This window comes from Dolichospermum sp. UHCC 0406 (genome assembly GCF_009712025.1).
Taxonomy (GTDB): domain Bacteria; phylum Cyanobacteriota; class Cyanobacteriia; order Cyanobacteriales; family Nostocaceae; genus Dolichospermum; species Dolichospermum lemmermannii.
The window spans coordinates 63,263-83,417 of record NZ_VILA01000012.1; the positions used below are offsets into that span (position 1 = coordinate 63,263).

General features: G+C 33.7%; 26 protein-coding genes. 7 read left to right on the plus strand and 19 right to left on the minus strand.

The window, feature by feature from the left end:
* Window positions 1–252: 252 nt before the first annotated feature.
* A complete protein-coding gene (locus FJR09_RS10735) occupies window positions 253–1,059 on the plus strand; it encodes a hypothetical protein (RefSeq protein ID WP_015080878.1) in 807 nt (268 codons plus the stop codon).
* A gap of 62 nt (window positions 1,060–1,121) precedes the next feature.
* Here FJR09_RS10735 and FJR09_RS10740 read toward each other — a convergent pair whose 3' ends face one another.
* The 4 genes from FJR09_RS10740 to FJR09_RS10755 form a co-directional block, all read right to left on the minus strand.
* Window positions 1,122–1,430: a hypothetical protein gene (locus FJR09_RS10740; protein ID WP_168653843.1), complete on the minus strand. Its 309-nt coding sequence runs from the start codon at window positions 1,428–1,430 to the stop codon at window positions 1,122–1,124.
* A gap of 9 nt (window positions 1,431–1,439) precedes the next feature.
* Complete coding sequence (locus tag FJR09_RS10745; protein ID WP_168653851.1) at window positions 1,440–2,039, minus strand: tetratricopeptide repeat protein; 600 nt, start codon at window positions 2,037–2,039, stop codon at window positions 1,440–1,442.
* Window positions 2,040–2,122: 83 nt separating this feature from the next.
* Window positions 2,123–3,010, minus strand: a complete 888-nt coding sequence (locus tag FJR09_RS10750) for a hypothetical protein (RefSeq protein WP_168653852.1) — start codon at window positions 3,008–3,010, stop codon at window positions 2,123–2,125.
* Between the two features lie 12 nt (window positions 3,011–3,022).
* Window positions 3,023–3,307 (minus strand): hypothetical protein, encoded by a 285-nt coding sequence (locus tag FJR09_RS10755; RefSeq protein ID WP_168653853.1) that lies wholly within the window; start codon window positions 3,305–3,307, stop codon window positions 3,023–3,025.
* 392 nt (window positions 3,308–3,699) lie between these two features.
* On the opposite strand from FJR09_RS10755, the gene FJR09_RS10760 reads away from it, so the two are divergent.
* Complete coding sequence (locus FJR09_RS10760; RefSeq protein ID WP_168653854.1) at window positions 3,700–5,049, plus strand: NB-ARC domain-containing protein; 1,350 nt, start codon at window positions 3,700–3,702, stop codon at window positions 5,047–5,049.
* A 94-nt stretch (window positions 5,050–5,143) separates the two neighbouring features.
* Here FJR09_RS10760 and FJR09_RS10765 read toward each other — a convergent pair whose 3' ends face one another.
* From FJR09_RS10765 to FJR09_RS10835, 15 genes are all read right to left on the minus strand, one after another.
* Window positions 5,144–5,473, minus strand: coding sequence for a hypothetical protein (locus FJR09_RS10765; RefSeq protein ID WP_254433086.1), 330 nt, complete (start codon window positions 5,471–5,473; stop codon window positions 5,144–5,146).
* A gap of 63 nt (window positions 5,474–5,536) precedes the next feature.
* Entirely contained in the window at window positions 5,537–5,758 is a 222-nt protein-coding gene (locus tag FJR09_RS10770) for a hypothetical protein (RefSeq protein ID WP_015080867.1), read from the minus strand.
* A complete protein-coding gene (locus FJR09_RS10775; protein ID WP_148279062.1) occupies window positions 5,758–6,024 on the minus strand; it encodes a hypothetical protein in 267 nt (88 codons plus the stop codon). The genes FJR09_RS10770 and FJR09_RS10775 overlap by 1 nt, the downstream gene beginning before the upstream one ends.
* Complete coding sequence (locus tag FJR09_RS10780; protein ID WP_015081240.1) at window positions 6,005–6,277, minus strand: hypothetical protein; 273 nt, start codon at window positions 6,275–6,277, stop codon at window positions 6,005–6,007. Before FJR09_RS10780 ends, FJR09_RS10775 begins: the two co-directional genes overlap by 20 nt.
* A 69-nt stretch (window positions 6,278–6,346) precedes the next feature.
* Window positions 6,347–6,547, minus strand: a complete 201-nt coding sequence (locus FJR09_RS10785) for a hypothetical protein (RefSeq protein WP_015080864.1) — start codon at window positions 6,545–6,547, stop codon at window positions 6,347–6,349.
* A gap of 80 nt (window positions 6,548–6,627) precedes the next feature.
* Window positions 6,628–7,218, minus strand: coding sequence for an SLOG family protein (locus FJR09_RS10790; protein ID WP_015081241.1), 591 nt, complete (start codon window positions 7,216–7,218; stop codon window positions 6,628–6,630).
* Between the two features lie 95 nt (window positions 7,219–7,313).
* A complete protein-coding gene (locus tag FJR09_RS10795) occupies window positions 7,314–7,766 on the minus strand; it encodes a hypothetical protein (RefSeq protein WP_015080862.1) in 453 nt (150 codons plus the stop codon).
* A 128-nt stretch (window positions 7,767–7,894) separates the two neighbouring features.
* A complete protein-coding gene (locus tag FJR09_RS10800; RefSeq protein ID WP_015080861.1) occupies window positions 7,895–8,488 on the minus strand; it encodes an alpha-ketoglutarate-dependent dioxygenase AlkB in 594 nt (197 codons plus the stop codon).
* 124 nt (window positions 8,489–8,612) lie between these two features.
* Window positions 8,613–8,906: a hypothetical protein gene (locus FJR09_RS10805; protein WP_015080860.1), complete on the minus strand. Its 294-nt coding sequence runs from the start codon at window positions 8,904–8,906 to the stop codon at window positions 8,613–8,615.
* An 82-nt stretch (window positions 8,907–8,988) separates the two neighbouring features.
* Window positions 8,989–9,489, minus strand: a complete 501-nt coding sequence (locus tag FJR09_RS10810; protein ID WP_217361118.1) for a hypothetical protein — start codon at window positions 9,487–9,489, stop codon at window positions 8,989–8,991.
* A gap of 165 nt (window positions 9,490–9,654) precedes the next feature.
* A complete protein-coding gene (locus FJR09_RS10815; protein WP_015081243.1) occupies window positions 9,655–9,945 on the minus strand; it encodes a hypothetical protein in 291 nt (96 codons plus the stop codon).
* A 76-nt stretch (window positions 9,946–10,021) separates the two neighbouring features.
* The gene (locus tag FJR09_RS10820) at window positions 10,022–10,408 is read right to left on the minus strand and encodes a DUF4326 domain-containing protein (protein ID WP_015081244.1); all 387 of its coding nucleotides are present in this window, start codon (window positions 10,406–10,408) and stop codon (window positions 10,022–10,024) included.
* A gap of 62 nt (window positions 10,409–10,470) precedes the next feature.
* Window positions 10,471–10,692: a hypothetical protein gene (locus tag FJR09_RS10825; protein ID WP_168651223.1), complete on the minus strand. Its 222-nt coding sequence runs from the start codon at window positions 10,690–10,692 to the stop codon at window positions 10,471–10,473.
* Window positions 10,693–10,865: 173 nt separating this feature from the next.
* Window positions 10,866–11,249, minus strand: a complete 384-nt coding sequence (locus tag FJR09_RS10830; protein WP_168651224.1) for a hypothetical protein — start codon at window positions 11,247–11,249, stop codon at window positions 10,866–10,868.
* Window positions 11,250–11,353: 104 nt separating this feature from the next.
* Window positions 11,354–11,557: a hypothetical protein gene (locus tag FJR09_RS10835; protein ID WP_254433087.1), complete on the minus strand. Its 204-nt coding sequence runs from the start codon at window positions 11,555–11,557 to the stop codon at window positions 11,354–11,356.
* Between the two features lie 55 nt (window positions 11,558–11,612).
* On the opposite strand from FJR09_RS10835, the gene FJR09_RS10840 reads away from it, so the two are divergent.
* The 5 genes from FJR09_RS10840 to FJR09_RS10860 all read left to right on the plus strand — a co-directional run bounded on the left by FJR09_RS10840 (window position 11,613) and on the right by FJR09_RS10860 (window position 20,139).
* The gene (locus tag FJR09_RS10840; RefSeq protein WP_168651226.1) at window positions 11,613–12,200 is read left to right on the plus strand and encodes a DNA cytosine methyltransferase; all 588 of its coding nucleotides are present in this window, start codon (window positions 11,613–11,615) and stop codon (window positions 12,198–12,200) included.
* Window positions 12,201–13,479: 1,279 nt separating this feature from the next.
* Window positions 13,480–14,412 (plus strand): response regulator, encoded by a 933-nt coding sequence (locus FJR09_RS10845; RefSeq protein ID WP_015080853.1) that lies wholly within the window; start codon window positions 13,480–13,482, stop codon window positions 14,410–14,412.
* 483 nt (window positions 14,413–14,895) lie between these two features.
* Window positions 14,896–16,239, plus strand: coding sequence for a radical SAM protein (locus FJR09_RS10850; protein WP_015080852.1), 1,344 nt, complete (start codon window positions 14,896–14,898; stop codon window positions 16,237–16,239).
* Window positions 16,240–16,551: 312 nt separating this feature from the next.
* Complete coding sequence (locus FJR09_RS10855) at window positions 16,552–18,651, plus strand: hypothetical protein (RefSeq protein WP_041458084.1); 2,100 nt, start codon at window positions 16,552–16,554, stop codon at window positions 18,649–18,651.
* Between the two features lie 111 nt (window positions 18,652–18,762).
* Window positions 18,763–20,139, plus strand: a complete 1,377-nt coding sequence (locus FJR09_RS10860; protein WP_168652862.1) for a hypothetical protein — start codon at window positions 18,763–18,765, stop codon at window positions 20,137–20,139.
* Window positions 20,140–20,155: the final 16 nt, after the last annotated feature.

Here is a 20,155-nt window from a genome sequence, read left to right on the forward strand (position 1 = left end):
GGACATTTCGGGGTTGTTTACAAAAGAGGCTGTTTTGGATTGGGAAACACAGCATGGGGGTGAGCTATGAGTGTGCCTAAGTTGCGCTTTCCTGAGTTTTGGAATACGGGGGAGTGGGAAATGTTCACGGCGATTCCCAGGTCGCGCTAGTTACACTATCGCTCGGTATTTTAGATGGATACACCGATGGAAGAAATAGTCAAATTTTAGGAGGTATAATTAAATCTAAATATTCTCTTTTAAATTAAAAAAATGACTGAATTTGATTTTATAGAATCTATACCAGGTTTTATTTCCCTGGTTGATCTAAATTGTAGATACTTGAGAGTCAACAACAATTTATCTACTTTATTTAAAGATAGCGTTGAAGGTAAAATAGCAGGTGACAAATGCTATGACCAAGCTAGAGAAATAAAAAAATTGATTAATTCCCCAGTGGGAACAGAGACAAATTGGGAATATCATCATGATGATATATGCTTGGCAGTTTGTAGCAAACGGTGTGAAAATTTTATCATTAACCAAGCAATTGATATTACTGACAGAAAAAGCTTAGAGCAAAAGCTTTCTGCATTAGCTAAACGACAAGATGCCTTACTAAAAGCTATTCCTGAAGCGGCTGAATCCGGTTCTAGCAGACGCTCTAGTGAAGAATTAAAAACGCTTGTTAAGTTATTAACTCAACGTCCGATAATTGAGAAAGAATCTACTGAATCTCTGATAAAATTAGAGGTGGAGTTAAGAGAAAATACTGCTAAAATCCAAAATATTGAAAAACTTCTTTTTTGGGATGATACCTCGCTTTTGGGACGAATTAAAGAGCTTGAAATTCACCAGAATAATGATAATGTGAACTGGCATGAAATTGAAACAAGCAAAAAAAATATAGAGAAATTATCTGAAATTGCCGGCATTATTGTTAACATTCCAGGTGGAGGAAGAACAATATTTGTGACATTAATCATAGTTAATGTTTTAACTACCTTTTTTGTAGATATTGCTGCAAGGGTGGTAGACATCCATGAAATAATTCCAATAGTTAGAGATGCAAAGCCTTAAAATAATTTGTAATTCGTAATTAAACCCCAAAATTACGAATTACGAATTAGTAATTAAAAATGTTATTGATTTACCAATGGAAACTCCCTAATTTGTAAATCTTCTGGAAATTCAGATAAAATGCCACCTTTTTTATCGCTGATTTTATAGGGTTGGTTATTCAATATTGGTTTAGCACCAAGTTGTTTGATAAATGGAGGAATGTTGGCTTTTTGGCACTGATTCAGGAGCGAACGTAAATGTTCAAGATGAGTAGTTCTAGCATTTGCCCCACATACAGGATAAGCATCAAAACCGTATAGTTGACTTTTTTCCTTTCCGCAACCATCACAGATACCCGCACCAATGAACTCGCTTAACCATCGACCCAAACCGAGATTTCAAATATTTTTGGGTAACCAAGATTCTTGCTCGGTAAATTTTAGCCCTTCGTCTATTAACTTACTTGCTTTATCGTACTCACCTAATCGTTGATAAAGCAGTACAAGATTTTGCCTAGTTGTGGCTAAAGATGGATGTTCAGCAGAAAGTCTTATTTCTTTTATTCTCAAAGCTTCTTTAAAACAAATTTCTGCATCTTTATATTGTTCAACCTGACCAAAAAAACTTCCCATATTACTTATAATATTTGCAGCTTCTAGGCAGTCGTTTCCGTTGTAAGCTCTATTTATTCTCAGAGATTCACTATAGCATTCTAAGGCTCTGTTATAATACGCGCGAATTTCGCTTTCGGGAATACGACCAAAATCCATGTTTGCTTTTTCACGCTGATACCCCATTCTAAAGCTTAATATTCCTATGTGGTTTAATGAGTAAGCTATTAGAAGTGGTTGACGAAGAAGCATAGCTAGTTGTAATGAAATTTCAGCATTTTCCATTGCATCCGCATTATTTTCTTCATTTATTTGTTGAAGCATTGTGTCTTTTGTCTGATGGTATAGCTGAAGCAATTCATCGGCACTAAGATCGCTAATTTCCATTTTTTATAACCTATCCATAAAGTAATTTGAATTTTATTTCGACAAAAAAGTCGAAACAGGTAGTCTATTAAAAAAACTAGTCTTTAATAGAGGTACATAGTTTTTATAGCTTTCCTTATATTAAGATTTGAAATTCCTAAATCTTCTCGTTGAAAATTATTTAGTTGACTAACATCTCTTGGTTTTGCTTGACCATTATAATTGTCCCACTCAACAGTATAAAGCCAAGGAATAGCTGGAACCTTACCTGACAAATATTCGACTACAGATTTTGCAAATCTAGCATAATATGGAATATTAGAAGGTCCCCATAGTATGCGATCAGGCTGTTCAGCAAGACCTTTATCTTTTTTTTTTATTATTTGCTCGGCTACATGTGGACCATATTTATGCCACATAGCCATTTTGTAAAGTTTATATAGTACCCAATTACATAAAATATTATTAGTACAAATGTCCAAGTCGTTAGAGCCAGTATGCGGATTGTAGTTGCAATAAAGCTCCTTTAATTTTTCATACCTAGCCTGACTACACTGTTCATCCTGATAGTTTAGCCAATAAGTATTTTTTTGGGGATTTCCAAAAATATCAATTAAATATGGAGCAATTGCTCGATCTATAAAACGTGCAACTTGATGGCAACAATTATTTGCAAATAAATTATATGGTCTGCCACCCATTCCTCTATATGAAAATATACTATTTTTTGCAATAGATGGATTATATAGCTCAAGAATATAAGGGTGAAAAATTCTATCCACATCAATGTCTATAATTTTATCCGCTTTCCCAAGCCCCTCTTCATCTTGAGCAGGAGTTTTCCACCACTCATGATGAATTTCCTCACTAATATTAATATTATTAGGGTAGAAACTAAAATATTGATCTTCTATTTGAATGGCAGCATGTCCAAAAGGATTAAATTTAAAATCAGATTTTAGGGTTAAAAGATCCCATATATAGACTCTCATAAGTATTCTGTCCTATAGTAGTTTGTTTATTAAATCAAATACCAAATTAGATACATCAATTTTTTCTGAAAGCTGTGGAACAACGTTATTTTTCAAATAACTCCAATCCATTTCTATTTCTTCTAAGTCATTAGAATTTGCTATTTCCATTCTATTTTGCCTCAGTGTGATTCGATATTTATATGGCCAAACAGGAAGACCAATCTTGTGCTTTTGCAGAATAAAATGCTCATTCTGCCTAACATTTTCCCACATGATTAGTCCGCCAAGAGTTGTAATCGGTTTTCTAAATGCCATTTTCTTTGCTCACTTATAGAGTGTTTTTCATGATTTACTTACGTGATGCTGAATAAGTCTCCAAACCGAATTTAGATGTTACGCAGCGAGAAACAATGGTGGCTTTGGAAATGGACTCCTAATTTCAACCGATAGTTTTTCAGCAAAATAAATGGATCATGATCATTTAAAAGCCATAGTAGCATAGGTGCTTTCTTAAAAAGAGACTGAAAACAGTCATTTCGCTGAGTTACAAATGAGCATAACAAAGCCTTCGTAGGTTTAACAACCCCCAGGAAAACGGATTTATACGGGACTTTTATCACAAGAACTCAATAAAAAAACGGAAAATATCAGAAAAAATGGGATCAAAGTCGGCTACAATGCCTCAAATACTTATCTTGTATAGTTCAATGGATGTAAACGATGTGTTACAATTTGTGGATGGATTAATGGTTGAACGCACAGGCAAACATCTGGATGACCTGCAAAAAGCTGTGATCGTAGGAACTTGGGAACGACAAACCTATGAGGATATTGCCCAGCAGTACCGTTTCAATAAAAATTATGTGGGAGATGTTGGTGCAGGTTTATGGCAACTCTTATCGCAACAGTTAGGAGAGGATATTAATAAACGGAATTTCCGTTCTACTATCGAAAGATTACGATTAAATCAACCAGCATTTATTATACAGAATAATAGTGAAAATAATAATAGTTTTAATATTTGTAATTATCCCTATCAAAATCCTAACAAACATCAACAAAATAGCCAATCATTAATTTCTCACGATTTAACTTTTGCTCCTCAAATTATTCATTTTTACAATAGAAAAACTGAACTAGAAATTCTCTCGAATTGGATATTAAATCAAAATATTCGTTTAATTTCTGTATTAGGTTTATCGGGTATTGGTAAAACTACTCTTATTAAAAAATTTGTTGACTTAAATCTCGAAAAATTCCAAATTATTATCTGGAAAAATCTCAAATTTCCTAACACTCTAGAATCATCACTTAATGAAATATTAACCACTTGCCATCAAGAACCTCAAGATAATATTAGTGATAAAATCAAACAAATTTCTGCACTTTTAACCAAGAAAAAATCTCTAATTATTTTAGACGACATCCAAAATCTCTTTATCAGTGGCGAATTAGCAGGTCAATATCAAACCCAATATCTCGACTATCAAAACTGGTTTAAAACCCTCACCGAAAGCCAGCATCAAAGCACCATGATTTTAATCAGTCAAGAACAGTGTCCAGAAATGCACTGTTTAGATAAAGAATTATATCCTATCAAATGCTTAGAACTTTCAGGATTAAATAATACAGAAATTCTTGAAAACGAAAATTTGAAAGATCCAGAAAATTGGCCACATCTCATTAACCTATATCAAGGTAATCCGAAATATATTCAAGACGTAACCATCTTAATTAAAGATTTTTTTGATGATAGTGTTGCCGAATTTTTAGCAGAAAACCAACTCATTCTGACCAATCAAATGAGATCGCATTTTAAACAGCTATTCACAAAACTCTCTCCCCTAGAACAACAACTAGCCCTGGAATTAAGCAAATTTAAAGAACCTGTCGTTAGGGAAACCTTAAAGCAAAACTTAAACTGGTCATCCACAGACTTTATTAACGCCCTAGAATCCCTGCAAAAACGCTATTTAATCATCAAAATCAAAGCAGATAAAACCCAATTTGATTTGTCCCCAATTTTTAAAGAATACGTCAAAACCCTTGATAAGTAGATTAGTAGATTTTTTGTTTCGCGCAAAGACGGCTCAATTACATATCTGCTAAATGTTTACTGAGGCCAATCTCTATTCCTGTGAGTCGTGATTTTTAGGTGATCGCTTGTTGATGCTTCTCAATTTCCGATTCAATTCTAGCTAAATCGTTGGCTTTATTTTGAGATAATTTAGCCGTTGCTGTTCTGATATCTGATTCAAGTCTGTTTAACTTCAAATCAGTTTGAGGTGTTTCGTATTGTTTCTTGAATACCAAAACAATTTTGCTGTTATTGTTCTGGTAAACAGTTTTATTTTTGGTGTTTTCACAAGTACCCAAAACTTCTATTGCTTCACCAACTGCTTCTGGCATCAAGCCTTCAATTTCAAATTGCAACTTAGAAATATTGTTTCTAAGCTCAAGTAACTTTTCCAGATTTTTCATGATAAACTAACTTCAGTAATTAACTTATTAGAGGGGTTAGTTGCAATCCTAACCCTTCATTTTTCATGAGTTCAATTCAGATTTATTCTGGTCAGACGTGGACATTGCCAGAATTGATTCTAAAGTTTCATGGTCAAACTCAAGTAGTTTCTTGCAACCAGCTTGAAAAGATTGAAATTTCTCCCTGGCATAATCAGAATCTACAAATTTAGTTCTGAAGAGAAAATCATAATAATCCATATTCCAGTAGGCTTTTGCCAATTGATTCAAAAATTCAGTTGTCATTATTCATCCTCTTTGATATTAAATTCGTCAGCTATTTCTTGCCAATCAATTTCTTCAAAACTTGCTGTAAGTAAATAAGTTAATGGTTGAAATAATATTGAATCTTTATTTTCTAAGAAGTGATTTTTCAAGGATTCAAAATATTTCTCTAGTTCACTTGCAGATGATTCACAAGGTAATCCATTGTTGGTTATCCACATTGAAATTACATAAGTTTCGTAATTTCTCCAACCTTCCCATCTACCATCATTCATCACAGTCATCATCTTTTTCTGTATCGTCTTCGTCGCTATCAATCCCATTTAGTTCTGTTAATTGTTTCCAATTCACCACATTAAGCGACTCAGTAAGTAGGTCTTCTAACGCACTACAAAATCTGTTATATTGCGATTTTTCTTTGAATATTTCATTTTTGAGATTTAAGAAACTATCTTTCAATTCCTGTTCTGACAAATCACAATCTTCAATCCATAAACTAACTTGCCAAGTCTCGTCATTTGAGTATCCGTTACAAGTCATTATTCTTTCATCCAGATAATACAATCATGAACACAACCACTAAGCGGTAGCACTGAAAAAATAAAGCTATCAAAGTTCAGATACCACCATTGTTTTACCGTCAAAAATCTCAACTTTCACAACTTTTTCTAAATTTTCAATAGGGTAAATTCCTACAGCGAAATATTTTCCTAGAAAATACTCAATCGTTGATTCATAAGATGCCGTTGCACTGATTGAGGTTTTCCATGTATAGCCTGTAGTGGTTGTAAGTTTTGCTGATTTGAGCATTTATTTCTCCTGATGGATTTGCATAACAAAACCCCTAACTCTATTGTGAATAGAATTAGGAGTATTAAAATTAGAAATGGTTAAAACAAACTAAATTGAGTATGATTTGGTTTTGGTGGTTGATAAATCGAGACTTCTTTCGTTTTTGGATGCACTTTAATCACAGACATAAACTTCTTAACTGCCATGCAATAAGTTTTGAAAGCTCCACCTGTAAATCTTCCGTCATAGATTGCAATGCAGACATCAGAATGATCAATCATGTATCTATTTCTGATGTGCATACAATCTGCGGTATAGTTGGGTCTAAGGATTACTTGATTTTCTGCATATCTGAGAAGAAAATCGCTTTCTTTCCTATGCTGCAAACTCCACAATTCTGATTGATTAGCGCAAGGGATTACAGCCGTCCAAGGTAAGTTTCTACTCATTAAAACCTTTGCAGCCAATTGATCTGAACCTAAAGCCATACCAACAAAAAAATGATTTATCCCCATGTCTAAAGCTAAGTCAATTGCTATATTGATTTGTTTGGTGATATCAGGAATTTTTCTATGACCTGTAAAGCAAGCAATTTTCTGAGAATATAGTTCTGGATATTCTGGCTCATATCTGGTTTCTTCAACAGATACACCATGAGCTTCAATTGTTTGAGCAATATATTTCATCATGAAACTACTACTAAAGACCAAAACCAAAAGGCGGTAGCACAGAAAAAAATGAAATAGATCCTAACCTTCATGATGAAAGCTAGGATTCCAATTAATTAAAAATCTATTTCCTCGCGGATTTGCTTATACCGACGTAAATCGTTTTGATTTCTTGCTGTTATTTCATTTAATTTAGTAAGTGCTTCATCAAGGTTCTGAGTGTTATAAATACAATACTGTCTACCCTTTTCAAATACACTATAAAAGCCTGTTAAACCAATACTTTTCCCATATTTTGTCAAATCCGTACACCATTTGACATAAAGGTTATTGCCTACAGCAGCTAATTCATGCTTGATTAATTCATCTTGTCTGATTCTATTACCTCTAGCGATAGCTGAACTTAAAGCTTGCTCACGAGATTGAGAAGAAAAATCAAAATCTTCACTCAAAACTAGCTTATCATTGAGATATATGTCATAAGAAAACACATTCATTCCCGCTGATTCACGATAATACTGGCGAAGATTACGGATAGAACCTTTGATTTCTGGATGCTGGTAAAACATTAGTTTAAACCTTAGTAAAACATTAAAAACAAATTCTCTTCGCGGTAGCGTTACTATCGTAAAAATTATGAAAAAAATAACGATTACTTCTTTGAATAGGAGTAATCGCTATTTAAGCTATTCACAATTTAATAAACTTGTCTGATAGTCAAATTTAATCTTCCTCCAGATTTGAGAAGATTAGATGTACCATGAATTATGCCTTTAATGCCGTGATAAAACATCCTAAATTCGCCATGTAAAATCAAGATATCGCCACTTTTCAAGATAATCTCTTTGGTAGGATCTTTTCTACGTTTACCACCTATGAGAAAGATTCCATCATCACCTAAACTAATACTAATGATTGGTGATTTTTGATTAACTTCAGTGTTATCTTGATGAAGTCCTAATTTACTACTCTGAGTATAATAATTAATCAAACAAGTCTCAGGTTTATAGTTATAATCTCCAACTTCTGCTGCTAGAGATTTAGCTAAATTTCTGATAACTCCTGGAATTGGCTGCCAAGGTTTATTAGTTACAGGATGTTTATCATCATACCGATAACCATTTTGGTCAGAAATCCAGCCAACTTTACCACAATTGGTCATTTGATAATTAAAGGGAGAGCCATTTTTCATTGTCGGACTGAAAAGAGGCGATCGCTTACCAATTTCTCTACAATGTTGTAAAATTTCTTGTTGTTGAGATTCGGAAAGATATTGTTGTAGATGTAGCATAAAGATGTCCTAAAAAAATAAACTAAATTCTCTTAGCGGTAGCTGCAATATCGTAAAAAATTTAGTAATTCATTAAAAAAAAGCCCCAATTCCTATAGGAATCAGAGCTATTCAAAATCAGAATCTATATTGTTGCTAAAATCTGACCAATTTTGTCATATATTTCATTGTCAGAAATGCTTCTAAATTCTCTGTTTTTAACGTAATAATTACCATCAAAAATCATACATTTATCGTGATAATACAAAAATATGTATTTATCGGGATAACATGATACTAATTGTTCTAAATGTGGTTTAATTACTTCATTGAAATATTTAGTATTTTCCGCTAATTTTCTGAATGCTGCTTGAACTGGTGTTTCTCCAGGTTTTCTATCAATCGGCTGTTGTTTAAATTTTCTTACGAACTTGACCATTATTTTCCTCCAGTTGTAATTAAAAAAAAAGCTTCTAACCTCATATAGAGATTAGAAACTATTAAATCAATCAAGCAAAGATTTAGTATGGAGGATACCCATATTCATCATCTCCATCTCCATCTTCACTTTCTTTAAAGCCATTCGTTTGACTAGTCTCATAACCAAACTCTCTAGCTTTCTTAGCTGCTACTCGTTCTTGAATTAGTTTCTTCTCAGAATAATGTTCTGATCTGACACTTAACAACTCATCAACGGTAAAACCTAACTCTTGGATAAATTCAATCAATTCATCTAAAGATTTATCGTGAATTGGATCTATTTTCCATTCATCACCAAATTCTGTATTATAACCTTCTAAGCCACGTTTATAATTAGGATTATCAAGCTTATGCTGTTCCCAACTCATAACTCGAATAGCATCTAATAAAGTTAAACGTTGCTTTTCAATAACTTGAACTTCTTGTTGAGATTTTGTGACAAATTTAATAGCCATGATGAAACTCCTAAAAGAAAATAAAATGAAAGAAAAAAAAGAAAAGGAATCAATTGACTCCCAAAATCTCTTCGCGGTAGCGTCCATATTTAATAAAATGCTGAAATAAATATTCAATGAAACCTCCAAAAAATATTAGAGATTTCATTAAGGTTTATTTAACAGCAATAGTTTTACAACAACATCACTATTTGGCAATAGCTTTTTAAAAAGCCCCGATTCTACAAGAACCAGGACTTTGATATCAGCTACTTACTTTGGCAAATTCTCAATAGATACTAATTCTGGAATTTTAGAAATGTCAGTTACTTTTTGTAATCTTTTTCCAATAATGGAAAGTATTTTTAGCTTTTCAGAAGTACACTTATCCTTGAGATAGTATCCCTGAATTCCAAAGTCAATATTTAAGATCGTATGAATTTCTGCCTCCATACTTGAATTAATTGTTTTTAAGTCAGCGATAGCATTCAAAGCATCTAACTGATTTGTAACTCCTAATTTCTCGTAAATTTCTAACAGCATTGGTGCATTATTATCAGACATAATCAAATTCCACCTCAAAAACAACACCAATTAGCGGTAGCACTCACAATAATTTGCAAATGCTACCAAAATAAAATCACTTATAATACTCGCTATACGCTTGTTTAAACCAATCTTGCTGAATTATCCAATTCACACACCTAATAATTCCATCCCCATGACATTGCAAAGGACTACACCAACAAGTTAAGATTACATTTACACCTTCAAGAACTTTAAAGCATATATTCCTAAGAGCGATTGTTGTTTCATCAAGTATTCCCTCATTCATCCAAAGTTTAACTTTGTCGTACAAATATTTATCGAACATTTTACAACTTTCAACTCTTTCTTTCTCGCTGCTGACTTTAAATGGATTATGTAAAGAACTTTCTTGTAAACCATAAAACTTATTAAGTCTACCAATATAAATTTTATCTTGACCAATAAAACCGTCACGTTTACCATTGATTATTTTAATCATAATTTCCTTTATTTTATTAATTAATTCACTGCCAAAATTAACTAGCAGTGACGTTAAATTATCTATTCATCCTTATCATTTAGATGATTAGAAATTACTCTTACAAGACTGTCAATATTTGATTGATTAAGCATTTTATTCTTAACTATCAAATCAAATACATAAATTGACTGCATGGGGTTTAATTGTTTGAGCTTTTTAACAACATCACTCCAAACACCATTAATGATTTTATTTGACAATTCTTCAGCAAAACACCAAGCTTCTGATGCTTCAATATACATTTGATTCACCTCTTGTCTAAACTAAATTATTCAGAATTTCGTTGTTTGGCAAACAATTACAAACTCATTGTTTCTCACTTATAAACAAATCACAAACTAAAAGCGGTAGCAAAGAAAAATCATGTTTTCAGTTGGTGTTACTAAAAAATCAATAACACCAACTTGTTTTGTTATTACATCTGCACTAATTCAAAAACTGACTCAGCTATTAAACCTCTAACTTTTATCTCCAATGGAAAGCTAGGATGTTTAACACGCTTGGCTTCTCTTGGAGTTCCGTCGTCACCTTCAAAATACCCATTATTCAATGCAACCCATTCAGCAAAGTGTTGATATTCTGAATAAGATTTTAACCCGATATAGGTAATAAAGCTCTTGAATCCAGAATCAGAATCAGGCGACTCCTCCCAGTGAAAGCGATTGCTGAAAGTTCCTACAATTGTAATGCGATTCCTACGGAGCGCTTCGCTATCGCTAAGTTTAATTGTCAAATAATTTCCATGAGGTGAAACACTTTTAACTTCACCTTCAATTCCTGCAAAATTGATTCTGTTCATGATATAATTCTATTATTACTAAAACACCCTAAATAACAGGGAATAGCCTCTAACTATTCCCATTTTTTCCATTTCAAGTATCCTAGCTATCGAGCCATTTCAAGTTATCTTAGAATGGCTTGTTTCTTAGCGGTATATACAAAGCTTTCTAATTCTAGCTGGATAGAAATTGCAGACTGTTCAAGAGAATCGCTAGGATATTTTGTGGATAAGTTTCTGATTTTCTCCAAGATTTCTGCGACATCATTTTCAAGCATCTTTAACCTATTACTGTCCATTGGTGGTTCAACTGATTTAACTAATTTCATGGCTCTAAATAACAACAGCAAACTCTAAAGGCGGTAGCACAGAAATAATTTTATTATGCTCACTTGTATTGATTACTTTGCTGGAATTGGTGCGTGGGAATTAGCTACTGAAATTCTTGAACAAATTTATGGTTATCAGGTTTTCACAACTTACCAATTTGTAGAGATTCTTCCTTCTGCTCAACAAGTATTACGTTCACACTATCCACTAATTCCTATTCACTCTGATATTAAAACTTACACACCACCGCAAAATATAGATGTCTATTTCGTTTCCCACCCATGCACAGGCACATCTAACGCAGGTAAAAGAACCGGACTTGCACACCCAGAGTCAAACTTATGGTTTGAAGCCCTCCGGTGTATCTGCATTGGCAAGCCCAAATTTGTCGTTATTGAGCAACCTGAAGGATTCATCCATAGAGGATTACGAGCGTGCCTTGGAGGACTCAGAATGGCAGGATACTCTACAGAAGTTGAAATTATCTCGGCATCGGAGTTTGGAGCGCCGCACCTTCGTAAAAGGATATTCGTTGTTGCCCACACTAACCACTTATCCTTGCAGCAACGGGAAGGGTGGAAATGCTGGAGCGAACAAATTGGAGAGGATATTGAAAGAACAAGGTCGTTTGGAAAGCGATAGCGAAGCGCTGCTGCAAGCAGTTCGCAAGCTTTCAGTCAAAGCAGCACTGTGGAAGATGGGGTTCCCATCTGGTTATCTGGATTGTCTTATTCAGGGTGGTGGAAAAAGAATAACCCCCCATTAGATTGTGGAGTTCCTAGAAACACACCGGGACGTAGGGAAGCAATTAATTTAATTGGTCGTTCAATTGTGCCGTTGCAAGCAGCAATTCCTTTGATAAGAGTAAAGTTTTTAACAAGTCTATCAATAGGCAATTACCTACGGTAAATTTCGTGAACGCTTAATTATGACACGAAAATTTTGAACCCATTATTTTAAACGCCAGAATTACAAATAATTTGTAGTAAAAACGCTACCGCGCTTTGGTGTTGTTGTTTTTTCGAGGGCGCACAAGTCGAGCAAATGATTTTGTTTTATGAAGCCTGTAAGCGTCTTAATTATAAAGGTAAATCCATCACAATGGATGCAATAAACGCCAAAATTAACCAAATATGGGATGAATTAATAAGTAATGAGTAAATTTTGTTGCCATCTCTGAGATTCTACTGCATTTGATTTTTCCTCTAGGAATTGTACTGAGATATGCTGGAATCCCCTTGATCAATAAATTCCAGGAAATCTGAACAAGCACTGACCCCCAATATTTTGATACACTCTGGAAACAATGGTTATAAAAGGTATATCAACAGGGTACTTTGCAGTTAATTATAAATAGACAGTTCAACACTCTCGACTGTTAGCCTAAAAGCGAACATCTTTTGGACGGCTCCTTCGGAACATCGCCTAGTTACTTAGTCAAAAATGCAAACTCTAGCTTTGGTATCAAATGAAAATCTTACTAAATGCAGCGTGTATCAATATTCTACAAATAAAATTTGAAATTATACCTGTAACTTGGTTTCATGAGATTACTGTATTTAGTATCTTAAGAGCCAGGCTGTACAAGAATTTCCCTTAGATAACAGTTTTTTCGTGTTATTTGTAACCTAAATAATTGTGACGAAGACGATAAGTAGAATTAACCTGATTCAGATCGTCAACAGTCACAGTTACGAAAACTGGAAAAACTTTTGGCTCTTCGGTACTTGTTATGCTAAATTATTTTCTTAAATCCCAAAATCTTTGTTGTATAAGGATTTTACGTTAATTCATTGGTTATTTTGACAAATTTGGTATCAAAAACAATAAAATCCTTTATTTATATGGGTTGTGGGGTAAATAAACCCATATTTGGCATAACAGTTACGAAAACTGGAAAAACTTTTTTGTGGTTATCTCGATGAATCCTCAAGTGCTAATTTTAGACGACAGTGAAGAATGGCTGGCGTTACATAAAAGCCAGTTAGAAAATGCAGGAATCAGTTGCTATGCTACCAAAAATTCAATTGAAGCTATAGACTTTGCCACAAAATACAACATCAAGATAGCCCTGATTGATGAAATTTTATTTACTCTTGGGCAAGAAGGAGAATTACAACGCTTGCAAGGAAGAGGCGTTATCCGTGAACTTATTAATCGTGGTATAGCTACTAGGTTTATCTTCATCACCGCCTCACCTTACAACAAAGGTAAGCTGAATGAACCAGGATTTTGGAGAGAATTTGTATCTTTAAAAGTTCTGCCTGGTGTAATTGAAGTCATTAATAAACAGGAAATAGACCACAACCAGGAGGAAACTTATGAGCGAGTAATTAATCTTATCATAAATCTCAATCAACAGACTCATAAGGTAAACAAGATTAATAGGGGAAAAACTCCATTAGCACAATTTTTTCAACTAGTAAAAAACCTTCGGGTTGATTTTAGTATGGTCTTATTCACCATCAACATTCATTCAGATAAGGAAAATAAAATGACTATTAAGCACATTTATGTATCCAATAGCAATGGTGTCTTCTTCAACGAAGATAAAGTTGAAGGAGAGCAAATCGGAGTACAAAATAATTATTTCACCAACCCGGATGTAGTAGAATCTGCCCAGGAAATGAATGCGATAGTTGATGTTGTATCACCAATCTATTCTATCGAAACTGATTGGCAAAAACAGCGATTTGCTGAGGCTTTGAAGCGGGAAATTGAAAAGAGACCAGAACTTAAGGCTAAGATTGTTTCTGCCATTAAATCTGGTGGAACTGAAGCATTTAAGCAATTGTGCAGTCACCCTGCAATTGACATAGTGCTTGCTGCATATGAAGGATGGCAAAATCCTTAATTGCTTAACGTCCGATTCTTGTCCTAGAAGATAATCTAAATTGTGGTAGTGTGTCAAACTGCATCACCTACCACAATAGACAACATCAGCAGTTACAAGTATCGATTCTTGAGGTTAATCGATGAAAATTTTCAGAAAGTTGCTTGTATAGACTCTACAGAGGCAGAATTAGCAAGTCAGTTCTTGTAACCTGGTTACAAGCTTTTATCTGGGGTATCGCTTGCATCCCTAATGGGGTAATAGATAGAGAATTTAATGCTAAAAATAAGTTTTGTTGTAACTTGGTTAATTGTTACATAATTTTCGTCTCTAAATCGGAGGTTTTATAAGAAGTGGACAAGTATACAATCATCTCGCTAGACAAAGGAGATCACTCTTTACCAATTTTACAAAACTTAAAGAAGAATCTAGCAATTTTCAAAACTAAATTTCTTTTAGAGGATTAACCAAGTTTGAGGAGGTGAATGAGGAGGTTAGTTTTATATGTCTCTAGCAGCTAGTAAAGGAGGAGTATATGCAAAGCACAATGATGCTATTGGTTATGATATCAATATAGTCAGACAATGGTTATCAGTAGGTCAAAAACAAATTACTAGTTATCAACTTTATCAAAATTTAGTTGAAACATCAGGTCTTATACAGTTAGAACTAGGTATAGGCAATACTTGTGGATTAGAATGCCAACATTGCTTTTTGGGTTATGAAAGTGGCGCTATGATCAGCCAATTAACACCCATGCCAATCTTACTAAACACAGTCACAAAAATGATCGAGCAAATGGGTACAAGATTAATTGCAGTCACAGATAGAGATGCTCTTACTCCCAACCGTTCAATCCCCTTGTTTGAACATATAGCTAAACTTCGCACAAAATATCCCCAAATCAAGATGGGTGGAGTTACTAATGGTTTAGCTATTGATAAATATGCTGATAATTTAGAGCAAATTCAACTCGATTATTTAGATATTTCATTAGACGGCTTACGTGATGAACATGATGCAATTAGAGGAAAAGGTAAATTTGATTTAGTCTTAAAAAACTTAAGAATTGCTGTAAATCACCAGTTAGCCAAAAGAGTAATTGTAGCTACTACACTCCACCGCTTCAATGATGATTCAGTTATTAAACTAATTCATAAACTTATTATTGAAGAAGAAATACAATGGTTTGATATTGGTCCTTTGATGGCTGTAAAAATGCAAAACTACCAGCTACAATCCAAGGATATAGTAGTCTTTTTAGACAGCTTATCTCAATCTCTTCAGCCAATTAAAATTTCTAAATCAGTCACGATTTTAGTAGAAATTTGTGCTTATTGTGCTGCCTTTATTCCAGCTTTAATAGAAAGTGGTTGGCTAATTCCAGAAAAGATTCGTCAAGATGAATATGGACACTTATATCAAAATATTCACATTAATGACTCTATAACCATCACACTTCGCCCAGAATTAATTCCTGAATACTGGCGACACACTTTGCGGATTTCATCAGATGGTTATGTAGTCGGAGGATGTGAACCTTTAACCCAAAAAGATTATACTCACCTAGCTGTCAGCAATATTCAGATGGAAGATATCCAAAATATTTACCACAAAGCATTAGCAATAAACTCACCTTTTTATCATGCAATTATGAGTTACGACCAGTCAAGTTGCCGTCATAAAGCTTGTTTTTCTCATTGTTTAGGTGGAGATTCTCTTTTAGCTAAGGCGGTATACGATGATTACAACGTGAAAGATCCTAACTGTACTTGGGACGAATATCAATATAAAAATATGCTGAACAACGAAAAATACAGCACTTTGTGTAACGGTTTGGTACAATAATTGAGAAGATAAAAGTAAAAAATAAGACAAAACTCTACTCGGCATATCTGCGTAAGAAAATTATTAGCGTTTACGAAGCGGGAAATACATCTATGCTGTAACTATAATTATATCTCTATCAATACCTTAGCCAAACCCCTGAAACCCTATTGATATCTTCACGATTTTATTGGGTTTCAGACCTATATTTTGAAAATTGGCTAAAGTATTGTCTATATGTAAATTTTTATATTTACTGTGGATAGGATAACATATTGAACTGGTATAATCTCCAAAGAGGAGTGTAATAAAAAGTAAGTGGCTAAATTCTTTATGACTTCTAACCCATATTTTTCCAGTTATGTTGAAAGGATTCAAGAAGCTTTAGCAGTTTTCTCTATGACTGATGCTGAATCTGCAAGGTATGTCCAGTTTAACGACTCTATTAATAATTATCACCCTAACTTTTTGATTTTTGAGATTTTATTTAATTATAAATATCAGAATCAAGAAGAAACAGTTATTAGAAGAAGATTTGATCCTCATGTTTCTGACCAATTATTCAACACTTTCCAAACAGAATCATTATTAAATGATGTCAAGAGATTATATGATAATGCTAACTTTCGGAATTTAGACTGGCAATCAGTTAAGTGGGAAACCCAAGAAACTGATGAGTTTGGTATATCAGATATGGCGGAAGTCATGCAGCGTTTAGACAAAATTTATTACGATAGAATAAAAAAATTAGAGCCAGGTGAAATTCTAGACAAAGATGAATTAGATGAAATAAAACAGATAATTAAAAAATTAATTACGCGATACGAAATAGAATTTATTCCTACTAATTTTGGTGCTACTGCTGTTATTTATGAAGCCTGGAAACTAGGTAATCTACTTCCTTTGGGTAGTCAAGAAAAAGATTTAAACAAATTCCAGAAAATGATTGATGGGTTGTTTATTTGTCAAAACCAACCCAACACCAAAGATATATTATTAACAATGGCTCAGAATCTAGGACTATCGCATTTAACAGAGATCGAGAAAAGCCGACTTAGAAATGACAAGGTTTGGACGAGGCAATTATATAATGACCCTTCTCAAGCCTGGTTCGCTTGTGTAGAGAAGTCTTTAATCCATAAAACTCCCTATACTAATGAACATCCAAATTTTTTAAAGAATTATCTGATTCATTTTCCATTAATCATTGATAACTACTGGTTTGCTGGCATGGCATATTTATTTGCTCAATGGGATACAAGAGAGCCAGAAACACCAGAAATTTTTCAAAGACAAAAGTATTTTAAACTTTATAATGTTATTCAAACAGTCTCAGAAACACTGAAGTTTTCTCTGAAATTTGATGCTTTATCAAAAATAGAGGAGAAATTGAAAAATAACCTAAGCTTACCCGATTTATTTCTAGAAACAGTAAAAGATTATTTTGTGAACTTTAATGTTGCTAAAACCGGAGAAAATACCAATAAATCTTCGACTAATACTATGTTAGTTTATTCTGAACATGGTGTCGATATTTATGGACCCACATGGTTAACAGAAAAACATAGAAATTTAATTAAAGAAGAATTGGATGGGCAGAAAAAGATAGTAGGTATTAATATTCCCGGTTTATATGAAGAACTACTTTTAAGGAAAAAAGAAGCTGAGAAAATTCAAATGCGGGGTAGAGAAGAACAATCTAGACAAATAGCACATCAAGCGGCTGGTTTAGTAGCTGAAGTTTGGGATGATCCGGCAAAAGAATCCCTGAAACCGAGAACAAAATCATCTCTTTGGCAATTGAAATCCTTAATAGAGATTTGGGGTAACTTTGACCTTAAAGCGTCAAAAAATATTTCTGAAGAACCAGAACCTGATTTTCCTGAATGGGAGACTTTAACCAATAAACAGGTTTTTTATGAGTTGATTAATATTAGTCTACGTCATGCTTTACGACGTGCAACATACACTCGCACCTTAGAAGAAACAAGTGATATTGAAACTCAAAAAGTTGATACAAAAACAGTCGATAAAGCCTTGGAAATTTCAGCAAGTTTAAAACCAGTCTCCATATTTAGTAATGAGGTATTTGAAAGTTCTTTAGAAGCAGCTATTGAATGGTCAGATGGGGATAGTCCAGATTGGTTACGATGGAGAGGTTTTGCTATTTGTTTTCATCATTGTTTTTGGCAAGCAGCATATCATGCCTTCCGTGCTAAATGTGCTGGTCAATCAGGTCCATATTTACTGATACAAGTAGAGAAAGATAAAGTAATTATTAAAAATCGCAAACAACTCAAACTATTACAACAAGAAGAACCAAGAGATATGACATTTTATCAGTCTTTAAATAATCGTATGCAAGACATTTTAGAGATTGTAGTGCCACCAGTAGAAGATGATTTATGGTATACAGTTATTAATAAAAAGTAATATAGAAATTCGGTTTGATTCCTGAAATTACTTCCGTAGGAAAGCAAGAGGATTTCAGAATATTAAAGTGTACAGAGTTTTGTTCAAAAATAAAATAGGAGTCCTATATTTATGACAGTAATAAGACAATATTTAAATCAAAATGACCAATGCTTAGGATATGTCTGGAATCAAGAGCAAGGACAAAAAGTAGTAATTGTTGTTGATGACAGTTTTAAATTGGTTGAATATGATTCTCCTCCAAATGCACATGGCTATGGTTTAAAAGTAATTTTTGATAAACTGAGCCGTCGTGATGATATTCTAGCAATTGGTTTTTTTGACTTACCTCAATCACCTCAAACTCAAGATATTCAATTAATTGTTGAGACTATCCAAGCTTGGATAAGAGAACTACAATTTCAAAATTATAAGCTATACTTACTAGTAGATTATTATCATGGTCAGCAAACTACGAGAAGTAACGCACATGGGATAGATTTTGTGGATTATTGGCAAGAACATCAACCTCTAAGAGCAAAAAAAATTGCTCATTTAAGTATTGCTGGTGCTAGTTCTGGGGAAGATATACCTAACCCTTATGATTTAGAATGTTTTTCAAAACCATTAATTCACTCTTGTAAGCAGGATTATAAGCAACTACCTGAAGCTTTTTTGTCTTGGTTAGATATTGACGAACATCCTCTATACCGACTATGGCGTTACTCGGATAGATGGTTTTTAAGCGATGATACAACAATCCTAGTGAAGCATAACTTTGGAGAAGTGAGAAAATTCTTATTTGAGTCAAAAGACGATAATGATTTTTTTCACGCTAGTGAATACAAAAGGAAAATCACCGATGCCTTATACATTAATCTACCTAACGCTTGGTGGGAAAATGAGGCATCAGCTAATAATATTCATGAGTCACTAAAATGTCTGACTGGTGCTTTTTTTTGTGGTCAAACCAACAATAGTGCAAAGCGTAATCTTTGCGTTGGCTCTGCTTATATTATAGCATTAATGGCTCATCAAAAAGTTTACGGAAATGCAGATATTTTCATAAATGACCCTGAAACTTGGATTGCTTGTTCACACGCTAGTAGTCCAATTTTCGCTTTACAGGAGCAAGAAACGGCACGCACTTCAGCTATTGCTCTCTATGACTTATTTATTTGTCTATTTACCCCACGCCATACAAATCAAGAAAGCTCATCCGGAAAATCTTTAGTACGTAGTGTATGCTTTTATGAAGCAGTTAGAGTTTTAAAAATACAACTTAACTGGAATGCTCAAAAACCATCGTTAGATAGTCCAGACAGTCTAGCGAAAATTAATAGTAAAACATTTCAACAGCCAACAATAAATATGTCACAAATTGCTAAAAATACTAGGACTACTATTTTGAATTTATGGTGCCAAATGGCAATTAGTGAAAGTGGATTTATGAGTCCGGGAGTTGTATACATGGAAGCAGACACAATAGTAATTGCTTCTACAAAGTAAACTAACACCAACATTA

Excerpts from the sequence above, each read along its gene's own strand:
- FJR09_RS10735 (WP_015080878.1), top strand. The coding sequence starts at position 253 with ATGACTGAATTTGATTTTATAGAATCTATACCAGGTTTTATTTCCCTG.
- FJR09_RS10745 (WP_168653851.1), bottom strand. The coding sequence starts at position 2,039 with ATGGAAATTAGCGATCTTAGTGCCGATGAATTGCTTCAGCTATACCAT.
- FJR09_RS10750 (WP_168653852.1), bottom strand. The coding sequence starts at position 3,010 with ATGAGAGTCTATATATGGGATCTTTTAACCCTAAAATCTGATTTTAAA.
- FJR09_RS10755 (WP_168653853.1), bottom strand. The coding sequence starts at position 3,307 with ATGGCATTTAGAAAACCGATTACAACTCTTGGCGGACTAATCATGTGG.
- FJR09_RS10760 (WP_168653854.1), top strand. The coding sequence starts at position 3,700 with ATGGATGTAAACGATGTGTTACAATTTGTGGATGGATTAATGGTTGAA.
- FJR09_RS10765 (WP_254433086.1), bottom strand. The coding sequence starts at position 5,473 with ATGAAAAATCTGGAAAAGTTACTTGAGCTTAGAAACAATATTTCTAAG.
- FJR09_RS10770 (WP_015080867.1), bottom strand. The coding sequence starts at position 5,758 with ATGACAACTGAATTTTTGAATCAATTGGCAAAAGCCTACTGGAATATG.
- FJR09_RS10775 (WP_148279062.1), bottom strand. The coding sequence starts at position 6,024 with ATGATGACTGTGATGAATGATGGTAGATGGGAAGGTTGGAGAAATTAC.
- FJR09_RS10780 (WP_015081240.1), bottom strand. The coding sequence starts at position 6,277 with ATGACTTGTAACGGATACTCAAATGACGAGACTTGGCAAGTTAGTTTA.
- FJR09_RS10785 (WP_015080864.1), bottom strand. The coding sequence starts at position 6,547 with ATGCTCAAATCAGCAAAACTTACAACCACTACAGGCTATACATGGAAA.
- FJR09_RS10790 (WP_015081241.1), bottom strand. The coding sequence starts at position 7,218 with ATGATGAAATATATTGCTCAAACAATTGAAGCTCATGGTGTATCTGTT.
- FJR09_RS10795 (WP_015080862.1), bottom strand. The coding sequence starts at position 7,766 with ATGTTTTACCAGCATCCAGAAATCAAAGGTTCTATCCGTAATCTTCGC.
- FJR09_RS10800 (WP_015080861.1), bottom strand. The coding sequence starts at position 8,488 with ATGCTACATCTACAACAATATCTTTCCGAATCTCAACAACAAGAAATT.
- FJR09_RS10805 (WP_015080860.1), bottom strand. The coding sequence starts at position 8,906 with ATGGTCAAGTTCGTAAGAAAATTTAAACAACAGCCGATTGATAGAAAA.
- FJR09_RS10810 (WP_217361118.1), bottom strand. The coding sequence starts at position 9,489 with ATGGACGCTACCGCGAAGAGATTTTGGGAGTCAATTGATTCCTTTTCT.
- FJR09_RS10815 (WP_015081243.1), bottom strand. The coding sequence starts at position 9,945 with ATGTCTGATAATAATGCACCAATGCTGTTAGAAATTTACGAGAAATTA.
- FJR09_RS10820 (WP_015081244.1), bottom strand. The coding sequence starts at position 10,408 with ATGATTAAAATAATCAATGGTAAACGTGACGGTTTTATTGGTCAAGAT.
- FJR09_RS10825 (WP_168651223.1), bottom strand. The coding sequence starts at position 10,692 with ATGTATATTGAAGCATCAGAAGCTTGGTGTTTTGCTGAAGAATTGTCA.
- FJR09_RS10830 (WP_168651224.1), bottom strand. The coding sequence starts at position 11,249 with ATGAACAGAATCAATTTTGCAGGAATTGAAGGTGAAGTTAAAAGTGTT.
- FJR09_RS10835 (WP_254433087.1), bottom strand. The coding sequence starts at position 11,557 with ATGAAATTAGTTAAATCAGTTGAACCACCAATGGACAGTAATAGGTTA.
- FJR09_RS10840 (WP_168651226.1), top strand. The coding sequence starts at position 11,613 with ATGCTCACTTGTATTGATTACTTTGCTGGAATTGGTGCGTGGGAATTA.
- FJR09_RS10845 (WP_015080853.1), top strand. The coding sequence starts at position 13,480 with ATGAATCCTCAAGTGCTAATTTTAGACGACAGTGAAGAATGGCTGGCG.
- FJR09_RS10850 (WP_015080852.1), top strand. The coding sequence starts at position 14,896 with ATGTCTCTAGCAGCTAGTAAAGGAGGAGTATATGCAAAGCACAATGAT.
- FJR09_RS10855 (WP_041458084.1), top strand. The coding sequence starts at position 16,552 with ATGACTTCTAACCCATATTTTTCCAGTTATGTTGAAAGGATTCAAGAA.
- FJR09_RS10860 (WP_168652862.1), top strand. The coding sequence starts at position 18,763 with ATGACAGTAATAAGACAATATTTAAATCAAAATGACCAATGCTTAGGA.